Source organism: Paenibacillus hodogayensis (assembly GCF_039536325.1).
Taxonomy (GTDB): Bacteria; Bacillota; Bacilli; order Paenibacillales; family NBRC-103111; genus Paenibacillus_AB; species Paenibacillus_AB hodogayensis.
Genome location: NZ_BAAAYO010000001.1, coordinates 715,990 through 733,960, shown reverse-complemented (window position 1 = coordinate 733,960; position 17,971 = coordinate 715,990). Strand labels below are relative to the sequence as shown.

The window sequence follows — 17,971 nt, the reverse complement described above, 5'->3', positions numbered from 1 at the left end:
TTATTGCCCCGTCCTTTCCATTCGCAGCCGATAGCCGTGTCCCCATACGGTATCGACCGGAAGCTCTTTTATTTTTCGGCGCAGCCGCTTCACCAGATCGTCGATCGCCCGGTCGCTGCCGTAATAGTTGTCTCCCCAAATCAACGTAAGCAGTTCATCTCGCGTAAACGCCCGATTCGGCTGCTCGGTCAACGTCTGCAGCAATTTAAATTCCTTCAGCGTAATTTCGACTTCCTCCGCATGCCAGAACACGCGCCGTTCTTCCAGGACGAGCCGCAGCTCGCCAATCTCAATCGTCGCATACTCGGGATGCGAAGAGGCGGGATTCTCCAGAGCTTGTCGAGTCGAGCTGACCCGGTGGAACAAGCGGTTCACGCGCGCGACCAATTCCCTTGGAGAGAACGGCTTGGTCAAGTAATCGTCGCCGCCGAGCTCGATCCCGAGAATGCGATCGACTTCTTCGTCGCGTGCCGAGATCATGATGATCGGCACTTCCGCCTCTTTGCGGATGTGTCGGCATAACTCGAAGCCGCTCATTCCCGGAAGCATAATATCAAGAATCCACATGTCCGGCGGATCGTTCTTCCACAGCTCTAACGCGGCTTCCGCCGTCGATAATGTAATCGTATGGTATCCCTCTTTATGCAAATAAGCCTCCACGATTTCCCGGATCTGGGCATCGTCGTCGACTACGGCGATTTGATAGGACTTCATGCGGCAACCTCCCAAACGTTTTCGAAAACATCTTACCATAAAAGATACGGCCAAGGTCCGATTCCACACTTTTTCCACATTGCTTTCATATTTACTCCCCGTATTTATTTGTACACTAATCGACGTAAAGCCGTTTCCGCAAATCGTTTACCGGCTCCCGAATGGAGGGTTCTTCTTGAAATGGCATCGTCTGTCCCGCAAAGAGCTTCTGGCTGCCCTCGGTTTTCTGGCTCCGAGCCTGGCCGGATTTTCCGTCTTCTATCTCATCCCGTTCGGCCAGAGCGTCCTGAACTCATTCCAGGATCGACTCCGAGGAGGATTCACGTTGTCCAACTACAAGGAACTGCTGCTCAGTTCCTCGTTTCAGAAAGCGGCGTCCAACACGTTCTGGTTCACCGCGATCAGCGTGCCGATCCTCGTCGTCGTTTCGCTCTTGCTGGCGCTGCTCTTGAATCAGCGGATCTTTTTCCGAAACTGGCTCCGCACGGCTTATGTACTGCCGCTTGTTGTACCGGTCGCTTCGATCGTACTGGTTTGGCAAATTTTGTTCGATTGGAATGGTGCATTAAACGCCGTTCTGGAGCATTTCGGCTTTGACCGCCAAGACTGGATGAAATCCGACTGGGCAGGCTTTGTGATCGTGCTGGTGTATGTATGGAAGAACATCGGCTACAACGTCATTTTGTTCCTGGCCGGCTTGCAGAACATTCCGGATCATTACTATGAAATCGCCGGTCTGGAAGGGGCAGGTCCCGTTCGCAAGCTGTTCGGCATTACGCTTACGTATTTGACGCCGACGACGTTTCTGGTTGTGCTCATGTCCGTGCTGAATTCGTTCAAGGTGTTCCGCGAGACGTATCTTGTCGCCGGCGCTTACCCGCACGACCGCATTTATATGATGCAGCACTATATGAACAATATGTTCCTGTCCCTCGATATCCAGAAAGTGTCGTCCGCGGCGGTGTTGATGGCGCTTTGCATTATGGCGCTCGTGTTCGTGCTGTTCCGCACGGAGCGGATTTTCCGCTCTTATATGGAGTAAGCGCAAGAAAGAGGTGGATGACGTGATAAAGATATGGGTTACACCGCTGTTGCGCTCGCTGCTGCTGATCGCCATCGCCGTCCTGCTGCTGATGCCCGTCGTCTTGACCGTCGTCAGTTCCTTTATGACGGAGCGAGAAATTATGGCGAATTACAGTATGCTGGGCAAAACCGATACGAGCGTGTTGGTCAATCTCAAATGGATTCCCGACTGGGTGTCGTTCCAGCAATACCACAAAGTATTGATCGCGACGCCGAAGTTTCTATACTTGTTCTGGAATTCCGTATCGATGGTGATTCCGATCATCATCGGACAAGCGTTGGTGGCAACGCTCGCCGCATTCGCGTTCGGAAAGCTGCATTTTCCGGGCAGGGAAGGATTGTTCCTCCTCTACTTGATGACGATGCTGATGCCGTTCCAGGTGACGCTCGTCCCCAACTACTTGATGGCGGATCGGTTGGGTCTTCTGAATCATCCCAGCTCCATCGTATTGCCCGGCGTGTTCGGAGCCTTCGGCGTGTTTCTGCTTCGGCAATTCATGCTCCACATCCACTCGGCTTACATTGAAGCGGCCAAAATGGACGGGGCTGGATACTTGCGCATCTTTTTAACGATCGCGTTGCCGATGGTGAAGCCGGGCATAGCCGCACTCATCGTGCTTCTGTTCGTCGACTATTGGAACATGGTCGAACAGCCGCTTATTTTTTTGCAGGATGCCGCGATGCAGCCGCTCTCGGTCTTTCTGTCCCGCCTCCAGAAAGAAGAGTTCGGCGTCTCGTTTGCCGTCTCGGTTGTGTATATGATGCCGATGGTGCTCCTGTTCTTAAGCGCCGAACGGTATTTTATCGAAGGAATCCAGCTTTCCGGCGTGAAAGGCTGAGCGAAAGGAGATTGGCAGCATGGTACTACAGAAACAACGGATTGCCGGCATTGCTTTGGTCGTGTTTCTCCTCGTATTGGCCGGATTCACCTTGTTCAGCCAAACGCTTCAAACCGTATTGCTGCCCAAAGTGACGACAGAGAAGCCCGCGAAAAAAACGTTGACCTATCGAATCGAAGGCAGCGGTCTGATCGCGCCGCGGCGGCAAACCGAGTTAAACAGCGATAGCGGCTGGAAGGTGGTGAAGGTGCATGTCCGCAATGACGAACAAGTCAAGAAAGGGCAGGTTCTCGTTACGTTCGACGAAACGGAGGCGCAGCGGCAGCTTCTCGATGCGGAAGACGAGCTGAAGAAAAAGAATTTGAATAGGGAGCTGCTGCAAGAACAGTTCGTGGACGCCCAGCGGGCAGGAGACGAGGAGATGATCCGCAAAGCGAAGCGCAGCTTGGAATTGGATCAACTGGATCGGGACATCGCGATGCGGAGAATCGAAACCATGCGCAATGATCTGGCGCGAAAAGGCACGTTGCTGGCGCCTGCGGACGGCAAAGTGTTGAATGTTCAAGCCAAGGAAGGCATGAACGTTCCCCAGGGGCAGCCGGCGTTGACGCTGGTGGAAGTAGGCGAGGGGTTCCAATTCACCTTTACGGTGAGTAAAGATTTTGCCGATTTGATGCGAAAGGACGAAAAAGTGCCTGTTACCGTAAACGGGGATGAGCCGCGGCAGATCGAAGGAACAGTCGCCGAAATCAAGGACGCTTCTTCGGGAAGCGGCGGCGGAGGGGCAAACAAACCGGACGCGGATAGCGGCAATCCGGACGGAGGCGCCAAGGGTCAAAAAACGATCGTCGTATACGTGTCGGGCGAAGGCCTGCAGGGAGGTGAGTCAGCCAGTGTTAATTTGGAGAAGCCGCTCAAGGAGCAGGGGATCGTCATCAACAAAAAGTGGATCAAAAAAGACGGATCCGGAAGCTACGTGTTCGTCATTCGCGAAAACCGAAGCTCGCTCGGCAATACGTACACGGTCCAGAAGGCTTACGTGAAGACGGGGAAAGGGACCGACGAGGAGATCGTCGTGCTCGGAGGCGTTTACCTGGGAGAAGAAATCGTGACGGAGTCGAGCGCACCGCTGCAGGAAGGCAATCGGGTCCGATTAAATTGAGAGGATGATTCATATGAAAAAAGTAGGGTTATACGCGACACTGTCCGCCGTTCTGTTGTTATCCGCCTGTTCCGGCAACAACGGAGGGGATTCCAAAGGCGAGGCGAAGAGCGGTAAGAAAACCGTCGTCGTATCGGTTATGACGAAAGATCGTTTCTTGGATTCCGCTGTGCAGAAATTCGAGGAAAGTCATCCGGACGTTCATATCGAAGTGAAAGAATACAAGGCGGCGAAGCCAGCCGCAGAAGGCAGCATGAGCATGGAGGCCCTCTCGCTGGCGGATGTTGAAAAGTATGTTCAATCGGTGACGACGCAGGTCATTTCCGGCAAAGGGGCCGATATTATTCTCATGAACGAAATGCCCCAGGATAAATTCGTCGCCAAAAAACTGCTGGTGAACTTGTACGACCTGATGGCCAAAGACAGCTCGTTCGACCGAAACACGTTGTACGCCAATATTCTGAAAGCATCCCAAGACGGGGACGGCCTGTACGTCATGCCGCTTTCCTATTCGCTCGATCTTGTTCGGGGAGACACCGAGCTTTTGAAGAAGGCGAATGTTCCCGTAGACAAAAATAAATCATGGAGCTGGATGGAGTTTAAGGAAATCGCCAAGAAATTGAAGCAGCAAGGGTATGATGGATTCGGCAACCTGTCTCCCACGGAGCTGCTATGGGATTATATCGAGGATAATTACAGCCAGCTCGTCGGGCAGGGCAAGCCGGGCTTCGACTCGGACTTGTTCCGCAACATGATGAAGGAAATCAAGCTGATGTATGACGAGGGCATGCTCAATGAAGGGCTTTCGGGGTTTGCGTCCAATGCGAGCAGCAAAACGGCGTTTCAATTGGCGGGCATCTATAGCCCCGAAGAGGCGTTGAAGATGCCTTCGAACATGGATTATTACCAGAAGCCGAGCGCGAGCGGTAAAAAGAGCGGTGTACCGTTTAAGTTCAATTACAGTTTGGGGATAAACAGCAAATCCGACGTGCAACAGGAAGCATGGGCATTTATCAAGTTTTTGCTTTCCTCCGACATGCAAGTTTCGCCGAATCTTATGGGATTTCCGATGAATAAGGGCGCTGTCGATCAGAAATTCAATGAAGCTTTGGAGAAATTCAAGAACGGAACGCTGAATGAGCAAACGCCGAGGAACGGAGGAGTGAGTGCGGCGACACCGATAAACATGCTGCCGGACGGCGAAACGGTGAAAAAACGGATCGAGGACGTAAAGAAGATGATCACGGAAGCGGATGTCCGGAGATCCAGCGATATGAAAGTGTTGATGATGGCGATGGAGGAGTTCAAAAGCTTCACGAGCGGGCAAAAGTCCGCGGAAGAAGTAAGCAAACTGATCCAGAATCGGGTGAAGACATACTTGAATGAGTAACGAACGCGAGCAGCAGGGCAGATCCATCGTCGAATCGTTTCAGGCTCTTTATTCCCGTTATTCCATACCCGTTTATTATTCCGCCTTCTCGGTCATCAAGGACCGCGAGCTGGCACAGGACGCGGTTCAAGAAACGTTCCTGAGGGCGTATCGTCACTTTGACTCGTTGAAGCAGCATGATCGGAAGGAAGCATGGCTCAAGGCCATTTCCCGCAATGTGGCGATAGACATGTATCGCAAGCGGTGCCGGGAAATGCGCGGTTATCGGGAGTTGCAGGAGGCGTACAGGGGCGAAACCAACGTTGAACGGACAATCGTCGATCAGGATTTCCTTCGTGACTTGCTCTCTTCGTTGGAGCCCGTCTACCGGCAGGCGCTGCTGCTCGTGTATGAATATGGCTTGACGTATGAACAGCTTGCTGAATGTCAGAAAACGTCGATCAGCGCCGTGAAGTCGAGAATCCATCGTGCCAAACAGAAGCTGCGCGGCGTGGCTCGTATCGCCAAGGCGAATCTTTAAGCTCCCGCTTGGTTCCCAATCGCGTGTGAGACCGCACCATCATCAGGGAAAGGTTCCTATTCTGCGCTCTTAAGCAGAATAGGAACCTTTTTATGATTGAAGGCTCGCCTATACGATTTTTCGGATAGGAACATTCCTCGTTTTCCAGTCTTTGCAACAAAGCATAAATCTGATAACGTGAGAGGGAATGTTGAGCATGGGAAATGATTCGCGGGTGGTGAGTGTGTAATAAAACGATTCTTTAAATGGCTAGGACAAACATACGCCCATAAGATCCAATTGCGCCTGACCATCTATTTTCTGCTTATCTTATTGCCGCTTGTTATCGTGAGTCTTTATGTGAATTTCAAATTGCAGAACAGCCTTCAGAAACGAACGGTGGAACGGACGTCAGCGGCGCTAACCTCATCCATGGATTACATCGATCTGACGTTGGAAAATTTGCAAATCATGTCTACCGTAACGGCGTCGGATAACAATTTGTTGCGCAAGCTAAACTCGGTTCGTCCAGAACTTGACGCGGAGGCCTATATCACATTCGCCCATGTAATGACGGAGCTTCTTCATCTTACGTCAATCAATCAGATGGTCTCGCATGCTTCTCTCTTCCATTCACCCTCTCAAATGCTGCTGACGGCGGATCGCGGCGGCAAGAGGCTAACCGATGCGCAGGTGCTGGACAATTTGCGCAAGCTTGCCGTCCGGTGCGGAACCGGAATCATGTACATTATGCCGGAATATCCGATTGGCGAAGGGCAAACCTTCGGTTCCGTGATGCGCACGGACAGCATTTCTCTCATTCGGGTCATGGATTTGAACAATCCGGACAGAGAACCGAGCCTTCTCGTTTTGTCATTAAATAAAAACAGACTGGTTGATCTGATCGAATCGCTGCTTCCCTCCCCCAATGCGCAAGTTTATTTATACACGAACCCGAACGAGCTTGTTGCAGGCGCCGGAAGCTACGGTTCCCCAATCCTAGATTTTGAGGCCAAAGTTCCGGGGATGTTCGCCGTCAAAGCCAATTCGCCGGAGGACTGGACGCTGTTGCTGCTCCAGCCGGAGAAAGAGCTTTGGAAGGAGGTTGAGGAAACTCGCCTGTTCACCTATATCATTATCGCTGTCAGCGCCATACTTGCTCTGTTGATCGCATGGGCTGTTTATTCCGGCATCGCACATCCGATTCAGCGGTTATGGAAAGGAATGAACGCAGTGGGCAGAGGGAATTTCAATGTTCGTCTGGAGAACGACCGTTTCGATGAAATCGGCTCTTTGACGCGCGCTTTTAACAAGATGGTGGAGGACCAGAAAAATCTGATCGAAAATCATTACGAACAGCAGCTGCGTTTGAGCAATACGGAGTTAAAATTTTTGCAGTCGCAAATTAATCCTCACTTTCTTTACAATACGCTCGACTCTATCTATCGGGCTGCTCATAACTATGAAGCTTCTGAAGTCAGCGAGATGGTCTTGAACCTGTCGCGTTTTTTTCGGCTCAGCCTAAGCAAAGGGCGCGATACCTTTACCGTTGAGGAAACGGTGACGCATCTCCATTACTATATCCGCATTCAGCAATTGAGATTTCTTGAATCGTTTACCGTCCGTTACGAGCTGCAAGAGGAGAGCAAACCGGTTCATGTGCTCAAGCTGCTGCTGCAGCCATTGGTAGAGAATGCGATTTTGTATGGGCTTGAGGATAAAACGGACGGCGAGTTATTGATTTCCAGCCGGGTGGAGTCGGATTTTCTGATTTTGTCCGTCGAGGATAACGGAGCAGGAATAAGCAAGGAACGGATGGACCGGATCCGGGAGCGGCTTGGCCAGGTATCCGAGAATACCGTCGATCTGTCTTACCTGGAGGGGAATCCTACAGATGTGTACGGGCTTCGAAATGTGTATTCGCGAATCAAACTGTTCTATGGCAACCGGGCAGAATTAGCGATCGACAGTGTGGAGGGAGAAAGAACGATCGTTGAATTGAAGCTGCCGTTAGAGCATTGCCGGGAATCGTTCGACCTGAAGCCCTTAAGAACTATGCAGCATGAGGTGAGTGAACATGAATCTGTTGATCGTTGAAGACGAAATCCGTTTGAGAACCAGTCTGGCTAATAACATCCCCTGGGAGGAACACGGCATCGAGATCGTTGGTTTAGCCGGGCGCGGGCTGGAGGCGCTGCAGTTGTATCGCCGCAGTAAACCGGACATTGTACTGCTTGATATTCGAATTCCGGAGATGGATGGTATTGAACTGGCGCGCGAAATCATGAAAGCGAACCGGCTTGTCAAAATTATCATCCTAAGCGGGTATGATAATTTTTCGTATGCGCAATCGGCGCTGGAGATCGGCATTTCGAAATATTTGCTGAAGCCGGCCGAAGATCCGGAAATCCTGCAGGCTGTCCTGGACGCGGCAGCGCAGCTGAGGCAAGAACTGGATCGATTGTACAATCAGGAGGCGCTGCAGCAGAAGTGGCTTCAACAACTGCCGAATTTGCAAAATAACTTTTTTCAGAACTGGATGAGCGGAAAATACGCAGCGTGGGAGATCGGCAAATATGGCGGAGAACTGCAGATCGATTTGCCTGCCGAAGCACAATATGCGGTTGTAGTGCTCGATATGGATCCGTTGTCCGACGAAGAAACGCGTTTTGACAGCAAAGATGCTTCTTTGCTGCAGTTTTCGCTGAACAGTATCGTCAAGGAGATATTGGCGGACGAACATAACGTATGGGTGCTGACAGCGCCGGAAGGGTACACCGTGCTCGTATTCCATAGTCCGCTTGCCGAGGGCTCCAATCGAATGATGCTTGCTGTGAATGTGAGGGTGACCAATTTGCTGTCGAAGGTGAAGGATTGCCTGAAGCTGACCGCAAGCGCGGGCATTGGCGGAGAGACATGCGGCCCGGAGAAACTGCACCTGATCTACGTTCAGGCGATCCGGGCTTTGCAAGGCCGGGTCGTATACGGTCCCGATATCGCCATTCCCTACAGAGAGCAGCAGCAGAGTGCGGATACGTGGTCCATGCTCCCGAATTACGAGAACAATCTGGAGATTGCCGTAGAGACGGGAGACGAAGAGCAGGCCGGACAAGTATTGCTGGCGTTATGGGAGAGCATCGTCAAGGCGGATACGGTCGATGATATGCAGGAATGGGTCCTTTATTTCAACAGCGTGCTGGTTCGAATCATCCATCGTCAAGGCTGGCGGCTGAAGGAGGTGCTGGGTCCGGATTTTGAATATTTGCATCACCCTCAGCAACTGGTAACCAAGGAGAAAATCCATGCCTGGTTGCAGCGGACGGTGGGGCGCATGATCGCGCATGTGCGGAATCAGCGGGAATCCGTCAACAATCAGCTTGTGAAGAAGATTTTGCAGCTCGTGGATAAGGAGATCCATACCGAGCTGACCTTGCTGACGGTGGCAGACAGGCTGTACGTCAATGCCTCCTATCTGAGCAGGCTGTTCAAGCGGGAGATGGGAACGACGTTTTCGGCTTATGTGATGGAGCACAAGATGGAGCGCGCCAAGCACGTGCTGCAGCAAGGGGCGAAAGTGTCCGACGCCGCGAATCAGGTCGGTTACAGGGATGTCAGCTATTTCACCAAGGTGTTCCGCAAGTTTTGGGGCGTGACGCCCGGCGAAATGAAGCGTTAAGGAAATCAAATTACCATAAAAGGTCATTAGTCTCCTCTACGAGTTGGAAGCCTGCCATTTTACAATAATGGCAGGCTTCATTTTTGTGGAGTTTTACGGTGATCGTCCGGAATGGGAGCTGGCAAGCGCATGACATTAACTTTTTTGTAGGAGGAATAGTATGCAATTGGGAAAGCGGGTCGAGCAGATACGGGCAGAGCGGCGATCGTACGGCCGTCAACTGCTCGTTGACATCAGGAAGGATTGGGACTTGTATCTGGCTTTGATCCCGGGCGTCGCTTTTTTGCTGCTCTTCAAGTATATGCCGATGTATGGGATCGTCATCGCATTTAAAGATTTTAATATTTTTACCGGCATAGCGGATAGCGAGTGGGTAGGACTCAAACATTTTGTGCGGCTGTTTACTTCATCCGATTTTATGGAAGTGTTTCGCAATACGCTAGTCATATCGTTGTACAAGATTGTTTTCCTGTTCCCATTGCCCATTATTATGGCGATCATGATGAATGAGCTGAGACATATCGTGTTCAAGCGGGCGGTGCAAACGATCGTATATTTGCCTCATTTTCTATCCTGGGTCATTGTAGGCGGTTTGTTCCTCGACCTGTTGTCCGTCAACAGCGGTCTTATCAATAAATTGATTGTGTCTCTGGGCGGGGAGCCGATCCGTTTCTTCCTGGACAGCGATATTTTTCGTTCCGTGTTGATTACTTCCGCAGGCTGGAAGGAGATGGGATGGAACATGATCGTTTATCTTGCGGCTATGATGGGGATTGACCAGCAATTGTACGAAGCGGCCAAGATGGATGGCGCCGGCAAATGGAAGCAGACGCTTCATATTACGATTCCGGGCCTCGTTCCGATCATAACGCTGATGTTTATTTTGAGACTGGGAGCTGTTTTGGAAGCCGGTACGGAACAAATTTTGGTTATGTACAATCCGAGCGTCTATAATGTGGCGGATGTGATCGGAACGTATGTGTACCGGGTCGGGCTTGGCGAGCAAAATTACAGCTTCTCCACCGCCGTCGGATTGTTCGAATCCGTTATTGCCTTTGTTCTCATCATCGGGGGGAACGGGTTAGCCAGAAAGTATACGCAAAGAGGTATTTGGTAAGGAGGGCATCCATGAGACCGGTATCCGGAAGTGTAATGAAAGAGTCCGCAGGGGAGAAAGTGTTTGCTGTATGCAATATTGTCTTTTTTATCTTGTTTGGCATAACGACGTTGTTTCCGTTTCTGAATCTGTTCGCCAAGTCACTGAGCAGCGAAGCGGCGGTTGTGTCGGGCCAGGTTAGTCTGATTCCGGTAGGCCTGCAATTCGGTACATTTAAATTTGTAGCCAGCAATGCTTTGTTCTTGAACGCGCTCAAGGTATCCTTGCTTGTCACGGTCCTCGGAACGCTGAGCGCCTTGTTCATGACAGCCTTGGCCGCATATCCGCTGTCCAAGCCGAGGCTGCGCGGACGCAAGTTTTTTATTATCATGTACGTGTTTACGATGCTGTTCAGCGGCGGCTTGATCCCGACGTATTTGCTTTTGCGCAGTCTGGGTTTGATCGATACATTGCCTGTCCTGTTCCTGCCGGCGATGATCAGCGTATACAATATGCTCATCATCAAAAGCCATTTCGAAAATCTGCCGGATAGCCTGGAGGAGTCGGCCAAGCTGGACGGAGCCTCCAATCTGGCTATTTTATGGCGCATTATATTTCCGCTTTCGCTGCCGGTATTCGCGACGATCGGATTGTTCTACGCGGTGCAATTCTGGAACGATTATTTTACATCGCTGATCTATATCAATTCACCGGATTTAAAGCCCTTACAATTGTATTTGAAGGAGCTGTTCGTTTCATCCAGCGACGCTTTCCTGAGAAACGGCAATCACGTGAACGTGGACGCGGCCATGAACGCCTCGCCGCAGTCGATTCAGGCGGCTTCCATCCTGCTTGCCACGCTGCCGATTTTGCTGGTCTATCCGTTTTTGCAAAAATATTTTGTCAAAGGCGTTCTTATCGGCTCCGTCAAAGGCTGAGCGGCAAGTCCATATGGCATGAAGGGGGGTGACCGGAGAGCAAGCGGGGGTAACGGCAGTATAGGTGAATGACAGGTTCGAGATAAAGAAAGTTATTACAGGGAGGCACAAACAGGCATGAGAAAAAAGATGACAGCTTCATTATTGCTTCTTTCGGTAGCCTTGTCCGCTGCAGCGTGCAGCAGCGGAGGCGATAAGCCTTCGACAAGCGGCGGCACGGCTAGCAAGCAGCCTGACACAGACAAACCAAAGCCGGTATTGCGGCAGCTGCTGGGTTATAACCGCTTTGATCCCAATAATAATCCGGTTGCGACTTATTTGAAGGAAGCTACCGGCTATACGGTGAAATACAGCATGCTGCCGGTGGAGAATGCCGATGAGAAATTGAACCTGATGATGGCCAACCAGGAGTCTTATGACTTCATGAAGCTGAATGCGACTCAATTTGCGCAGCTTGCTTCCTCGGGAGCGCTGGAGCCGCTGAATGAACTGATTGACAAATACGGGCCAAATATGAAGCGGGTCATTTCGAAAAGCTCATGGAACGGCGCGACAATGAAAAATCAAATATTGGCCATTCCGGAGCTTGCCGGCAGCGGCATCACGTCCGGCTATTCGTTGGTATACAGACAGGATTGGCTGGATGAGCTGAAATTGCCGGTTCCGACCACGCTGGATGAACTGGTCAATGTGCTGCGTGAAGTGAAAGCGAAGAAAAAAGTCATTCCGTTGTCGGGAGGCAAAGATCCGATTCAGGGCGAGATCGGCGCTGCGATGGGCTGGCTGTACGGCGTAGCGAACCAGTTCAAGGTAGAAGGCGGCAAAATCATTCATCTGGCTGAAGACCCTAAAACGGTGGAATATCTTACGTTCATGAATAAGCTGTATGCGGAAGGCTTGATCGATCCGGAGTGGGCGATTAACCAGCCGAATACGCTGATCGAACGATTTACAAGCGGTCAATCCTTTATGTACCGCGAGGGCTGGTGGAATGGGGCGAGCATAACCGATGCTCTTGCATCCAAAACCCCTGGCGCGAAGATCGGCATTCTTCCTCCGCTGAAGGACGCATCCGGAGCGGCCCATGCAAGCGGTTCCGGCGGCATCGGGTTTTTCATCGGAATTCCGAAGTGGGCTCCTAACAAGGAAGAGACGATTAAGTACATCGACAAGAAATTCGATGAGCAAATTTTTAAACAGTTGGCCCTTGGCCAAGAAGGCAAACATTACAAGGTGGAGGATGGAAAATACATTCCGATTCTTCCGATTTTCGAGGATGAGTGGAACTTTGCCGGCGAGCTGCTGACGGGCATCGATGAAGAGAAGTACCCTATTTACTGGCAAGCGCGTGTGCGCAAAAATCCGGTTGTACAGAACTATTTCGAGACGTTCCAGAAAAATGCTAAAGGAATTACTTATAAAGACGCCATGATGTTTGCGCCTCCGATACCGGAAGTATCCAAAAACAAACAAAAGCTGGTCAAGTTCACAGAGGACGAATTTATAAAATTTATTACCGGCGCAAAGCCGATCAACCAATATGACAAGTATCTGCAGCAGTGGAAAGCTGACGGAGGAGAAGAAATGATGAAGGCGGCCAACAACTGGTACGCTACGGTGAAGTAAAGCGCCGGTAATGAAGGATGGTTAAAGCCCGCAGCTGTCGCAAGCGCTGCGGGCCTAGCTTGGAAAAGGGGCCAAGCTTAGGCCCAATAGATGCATCGGCTACATAATGAAAGCGGTTACATTTGTCGTTCAGGAATAACACCGAGATTGCGGGTGGTTCCACGAACCATAACGTTACGGTTGGCGCCGATTGGACTTATGTAAAACTATCTTATATACGCGAGCCGGGCCAAGACGTTGACTATAACTGGATCAGTTTCTGGAGCTGCCTAGACGATATGGATGCTTCGAAGAAGACTAGAAGGTTATTGTGAACAAGGGAGGCAATTATCGTGAAGAAAAAGACATTACTAGGGATGCTCATTCTATGGATCGCGTTGGCGCCGCTGTTCGGCGGCTCCGGCCAGAAAGCCAATGCCAGTGCCAATCAAGCGATCCCCGAAGCCAAGCAAGCAGAGCTTACGGATGCATCAACGATCACCGTCGGCGGTGCGACCTATGCGGGCATCGTTCTTTCCTCTACCCGAAGCGATATGGAGGCATTGGCCGCAGCTGAGCTGCAGAACACAATCAGGCAGATTAGCGGCGTCGAGCTGCCGATTGCCAGAGCGGATTTGAGCAAGAATGGCATAAGTGCAAATCTGGAACCGGATACTTTACGGATTACCAGGAGCGGTGAATATGCATTTTCGATCAAATTGACGACGAATAGCGCTTCGGCTGCTCAAGTGAGCTTCCTGCAGACGGATCAGGGATCGCTGCGCGTCGAGCCATTGAACCCGGTCAATCTGCTGCCCTGGCAAACGGTAAGCGTAAACGGCTTCGTTCGGGTGCCCGCGCTAACAGTAGACGGTACCTATACGGTAAATATTATGACGTTCGAGAACGGAGTGGAGCTTGAACCGCTAACCTTGACCGTGAAGCTCGATCGGAATATCATTTCGAATTCGAGCTTCGATGCCGACCTTGCAGGCTGGTGGGCGACGGCTGGAGTTGCGACGCGAGATACGACGGTGAAGCATAGCGGCGCGTCCTCCATGCGGGTAACGATTCCTGCGAGCAATTACACATATGCGCGCACGGATCAGTATCTGTATTTGGAGCCGGGGCGCGAGTACGTTATGAAGGCATGGATGAAGGGAGAGCGGGCGGGCAGAGTTAATTTGGAATTCCGCTCGTTGAAGAAAAATATCGGCGACATTCCGAACGGTTCAACCCGATATCGGGTTGAGATTGGCACGGACTGGACTTACGTGGAGGTTCCTTACACGCGCAATCCGAATGCGGATTTCGATTTCAACTGGATTAATATATGGGCTTACAATGACAGCATTGGAACGAACACCTTGTGGGTCGACGATGTAACCCTGAGCCCTGCCAATCTGGCGGAAGAAATTGGGGCGACCGTGAACCCGCCGGCCAGCGTGGTAGCGCCCGAGCCGGGCTCCCAGCATGTCCGCATTGTACTGGCAACGCCGGATTCTTACCCGGAACTGTCCACCCTGTTCCCGGACGACCTGGCCTTCTTGCAGCATTCCGACGGATTTGCGGTCAGACAATCGGGGAACATCATTTATATTTTCGGCTCCGAGCCCCGCGGCGTGCTGAACGGCGTCTATGATTTCCTGGAGAAGAACGCCGGCGTGCTCTGGACCCGGGCATCCGATGTTGGAACGATCTTCGAGCCGCAGCAGACCATTCTGGCAGTGCACGTCGACTATCGGGAGAAATCGCCCTTTGGAGTGCGCGGCTGGCTTACGACAGGCGTTGGCGCGAACGGTGAATTTCATTTGGACCCGCGAACCAACCAGATGCTTGCCCGCAACAAGCAGAACGCCAGGTTTGCGGAATTCGGCAATATTTCGCAATGGGCAGGGCATGAAAGCATCGGCCTTAAAGCGGTTGTTCTTGGCCACAATTTGAAGTTCTGGCTGCCGAACGAGGAGTTTTTTAGTTCGCATCCGGAATATTACAATTGGGAAAACGGGCAATACGTGCCTGTCTCGGCGTCAACGCAAATCAATTTCTATCATCCGGATATTCCGTCGATCATTGCAGGGAAAGTGAAGACGCTCCATGAAACTTATGGGACGGAATATATCGGAATCGGGATTAACGACAATCGCAGCTTCACGCAGATCCCGGAAAGCAAGCTGCCTTTCACGACGCCGGGCGGCCTCGTTGTACAGCCTGAAGATCCGGCCTACAAGTCAACCGTCTTCTTTGCCTTCCTGAATAAGGTGGCTGCAGAGGTGAAGCAAACGTATCCGGATATCAAGATTGTTTCGTACGCCTATTTCTTTACGGAAGTGCCGCCGAAGGTTGAGCTGGAGGACAATATCGTCATTGTGATGGCACCGTCCGGCGAGGACGAACGAACTCCGTTTAATACCGAAAACCAGCAAAACAACAACTACAAATACAAACAAATGCTTCTGGAATGGGTGCAGCTGACCAAAAACATTGTCATGTACAACTATTACGGCTGCTGCTTTGCGAAATCCTACGAGCGGCCGATCGCCGAGAAGGTTCAGGCCGATATGAAATTTTATCGCGATCTGGGCATTTTGGGTATGCTGCCGGAAGGGGTAGTCGATGCCAAGACCGAAGCCTGGGGAATCAACGCGCTGCAATTTTGGCTGTTCGGAAAGCTGTTCTGGAATCCGGATGCCGACATCGAGGCGCTCACGGCGGAATTTCTCCAGAAGGCATACGGCGCGGCGGCCGAGCCGATGAAACGATACTACGGTCTGATCAAGCAGGGCTGGAACTACGATCAACAGCCGATCAACTGGTACTCGAATGAGAATCAGCTAATCGGACGATACATTGTGCAAGCCGGTATTCAGACGGCGGCGGCGCAGGCGCTTAACGAAGCCTGGGGGCTTGCGGATGAGCGCGCCAAAGCAAGAATTGAACCGATTCGATCGACCTTTTTGGAAATGACGTACAAGTACGGGGGGCGTCCGCAGGTCACAGGAAATGCGGTGAAAACGTCCGCGTCACAGCAAGAGATTTTAAGCGCGCTTGATTTTAGCCAGGGTCCCTGGTCAGCCGCGGAACCGATAACCGCTTTCCTGAATAAAGGCACGAATCAGGCTCCTCCTAACGCGACGAAGGTCTATCTGTTATGGGACAATGAGAATGTATACGTCGGTTACGAGAATTTCGACAACGCTATGAACGGCAGAGTGATAAGTCAGGATGCGCCGGGTGGATGGTGGAGAAGCGGTGCCGATGATTCGGCGGAAACGCATTTGTCCGATGGCAAAGGCGGTACGACCTATGCTTATTTCACGAATCCACTAGGTGTCAAGTTTGCGTTTAAAACGGGACCGCAGCGCTCTCCGGAAACGGAATTTGCGGCCAGCGCCACTACGTTAGGGGATCGCTGGAATGTGATTCAGGCGATACCGTTTGCCAGCTTCGGGGTGAACCCGCAAACGGATGACAACTTTAAAGCGCTCTTCTTCCGTAATTATCATGGTGCAGCGGCTTTTTATAGCTGGGGCGGCGGTAATGTCTGGAGTCCTGCCGATCAGAGTGTCGTTCATCTCGTTACACGTGCGTATGCGATCGACGAATTAGACGACCAGATCGCTGCTCCGCTTCAGTCGAGTTATCAGCCCGGCACGCAGGAGACGAAGGTCATTCAAGTAAAGAATAGCGGGACGGCAGCATTGAGCGGACTGACTGTTGCGATTAGCGGCGAGCATTCGCAACATTTTGCTTTGACTCAACCGGAACCGGCAGCGTTAGGGATCGGGGAGTCTGCAACCTTTGCGGTAAAAGCCCGAGACGGCCTGGCGGCAGGAACATACACCGCGACGGTAACGGTATCGGCCGCTCATATGCAGGATGTGTCATTCACGATTACGCAGGTCGTCAATGAGCAAGCTCCCCCGAGCGCTCCGCAACATTTGCAAGCAACTGCAGGAGACCGGCAGGTCGTCTTGACATGGAATGCAGTGTCGCAGTCTGTTTACTACAACGTGTATATGTCTTCGATGCCGGATTCGTTCGATTTGGACACGGCGATCACGGTGACAGGTGCTACCTATACCGTCTCCAATCTGGTCAACGGCATGACGTATTATTTTGTAGTGAAGGCGGGCAACTCCGGCGGTTTGAGCGCTGCTTCCAATCAAGCGAGCGCGACTCCTGCCACAACTCCGGGCTTGCCTGGGAATGTGTCGGCGATTGCCGGAGACGGAGAAGCGACCATTTCTTTCACGGCTCCTGCGGACAACGGCGGAAGGCAGATTACGGGGTACGAGGTGATAGTTTCACCGGGGAATCAGGTGGTGACCGGCGCGGCAAGCCCGATCAAGGTAACCGGTCTGACCAACGGAACGAGCTATACGTTCACGGTGAAAGCGATCAATGCCATGGGCAAGAGCGAAGCATCGCCGGCTTCGGCTCCGGTTGTGCCGTATAAGAGCAACAACGGGAACAACGGGAACAACGGGAACAACGGGAACAACGGGAACAACGGGAACAACGGGAACAACGGGAACAATGGTAACAACGGGAACCATGGCAACAACGGGAACAACGGGAACAACGGCAACAACGGCAACAACGGCAACAACGGCAACAACGGCAACAACGGCAACAACGGGAACAACGGGAACAACGGGAACAACGGCCACAACGGCCACAACGGCTGAGGCACGGCCCTGTCGTATCGGTCGGATTCAGTGGTCTTTAAAGCCTGCGATAGTGGCGGCATTACGGTAGCGATATCTGTGGAATCGATCCGCAAGGCTGTGGAGAATGCTTCGGGGACCTTCGAGATCTAGCTCGATGCGGCGACGATTCCTGCAACCCGACTGAAACAAGAGTTGTCGGGCGTCGCAAACGGGATGCTGACCCTCTCCACTACACAAGTCGCGAAGAAAGACCACCCGAAACCGACTAAGTGGAACGAAACATTCAATTATAGTAA

The 17,971-nt window shown here is 51.8% G+C and carries 12 protein-coding genes; 11 read left to right on the top strand and 1 reads right to left on the bottom strand.

The features are described 5' to 3' along the window. A complete protein-coding gene (locus ABD796_RS02830) occupies positions 1-714 on the bottom strand; it encodes a response regulator transcription factor (protein ID WP_344902509.1) in 714 nt (237 codons plus the stop codon). A 175-nt stretch (positions 715-889) separates the two neighbouring features. Between ABD796_RS02830 and ABD796_RS02825 the strand changes: the two genes are divergently transcribed. The 11 genes from ABD796_RS02825 to ABD796_RS02775 all read left to right on the top strand — a co-directional run bounded on the left by ABD796_RS02825 (position 890) and on the right by ABD796_RS02775 (position 17,693). Then, the gene (locus ABD796_RS02825) at positions 890-1,756 is read left to right on the top strand and encodes a carbohydrate ABC transporter permease (RefSeq protein ID WP_344902506.1); all 867 of its coding nucleotides are present in this window, start codon (positions 890-892) and stop codon (positions 1,754-1,756) included. 22 nt (positions 1,757-1,778) lie between these two features. Continuing rightward, positions 1,779-2,636, top strand: a complete 858-nt coding sequence (locus tag ABD796_RS02820) for a carbohydrate ABC transporter permease (RefSeq protein ID WP_344902503.1) — start codon at positions 1,779-1,781, stop codon at positions 2,634-2,636. A 19-nt stretch (positions 2,637-2,655) separates the two neighbouring features. Further along, positions 2,656-3,798 (top strand): efflux RND transporter periplasmic adaptor subunit, encoded by a 1,143-nt coding sequence (locus ABD796_RS02815; RefSeq protein ID WP_344902500.1) that lies wholly within the window; start codon positions 2,656-2,658, stop codon positions 3,796-3,798. Positions 3,799-3,811: 13 nt separating this feature from the next. Next, positions 3,812-5,188, top strand: coding sequence for an ABC transporter substrate-binding protein (locus tag ABD796_RS02810; RefSeq protein ID WP_344902497.1), 1,377 nt, complete (start codon positions 3,812-3,814; stop codon positions 5,186-5,188). Next, on the top strand, positions 5,181-5,708 hold the full coding sequence (locus ABD796_RS02805; RefSeq protein WP_344902494.1) for an RNA polymerase sigma factor: 528 nt from the start codon (positions 5,181-5,183) through the stop codon (positions 5,706-5,708). Before ABD796_RS02810 ends, ABD796_RS02805 begins: the two co-directional genes overlap by 8 nt. A 339-nt stretch (positions 5,709-6,047) precedes the next feature. Then, positions 6,048-7,784, top strand: coding sequence for a sensor histidine kinase (locus ABD796_RS02800; protein ID WP_344902491.1), 1,737 nt, complete (start codon positions 6,048-6,050; stop codon positions 7,782-7,784). Further along, entirely contained in the window at positions 7,765-9,363 is a 1,599-nt protein-coding gene (locus ABD796_RS02795; RefSeq protein ID WP_344902488.1) for a response regulator, read from the top strand. The genes ABD796_RS02800 and ABD796_RS02795 overlap by 20 nt, the downstream gene beginning before the upstream one ends. A gap of 160 nt (positions 9,364-9,523) precedes the next feature. Beyond that, a complete protein-coding gene (locus ABD796_RS02790) occupies positions 9,524-10,480 on the top strand; it encodes an ABC transporter permease (RefSeq protein ID WP_344902485.1) in 957 nt (318 codons plus the stop codon). A gap of 11 nt (positions 10,481-10,491) precedes the next feature. Next, a complete protein-coding gene (locus tag ABD796_RS02785) occupies positions 10,492-11,397 on the top strand; it encodes a carbohydrate ABC transporter permease (RefSeq protein WP_344902482.1) in 906 nt (301 codons plus the stop codon). 117 nt (positions 11,398-11,514) lie between these two features. Continuing rightward, the gene (locus tag ABD796_RS02780; RefSeq protein ID WP_344902479.1) at positions 11,515-13,023 is read left to right on the top strand and encodes an extracellular solute-binding protein; all 1,509 of its coding nucleotides are present in this window, start codon (positions 11,515-11,517) and stop codon (positions 13,021-13,023) included. A gap of 332 nt (positions 13,024-13,355) precedes the next feature. After that, positions 13,356-17,693 (top strand): DUF4838 domain-containing protein, encoded by a 4,338-nt coding sequence (locus tag ABD796_RS02775; protein WP_344902476.1) that lies wholly within the window; start codon positions 13,356-13,358, stop codon positions 17,691-17,693. Positions 17,694-17,971: the final 278 nt, after the last annotated feature.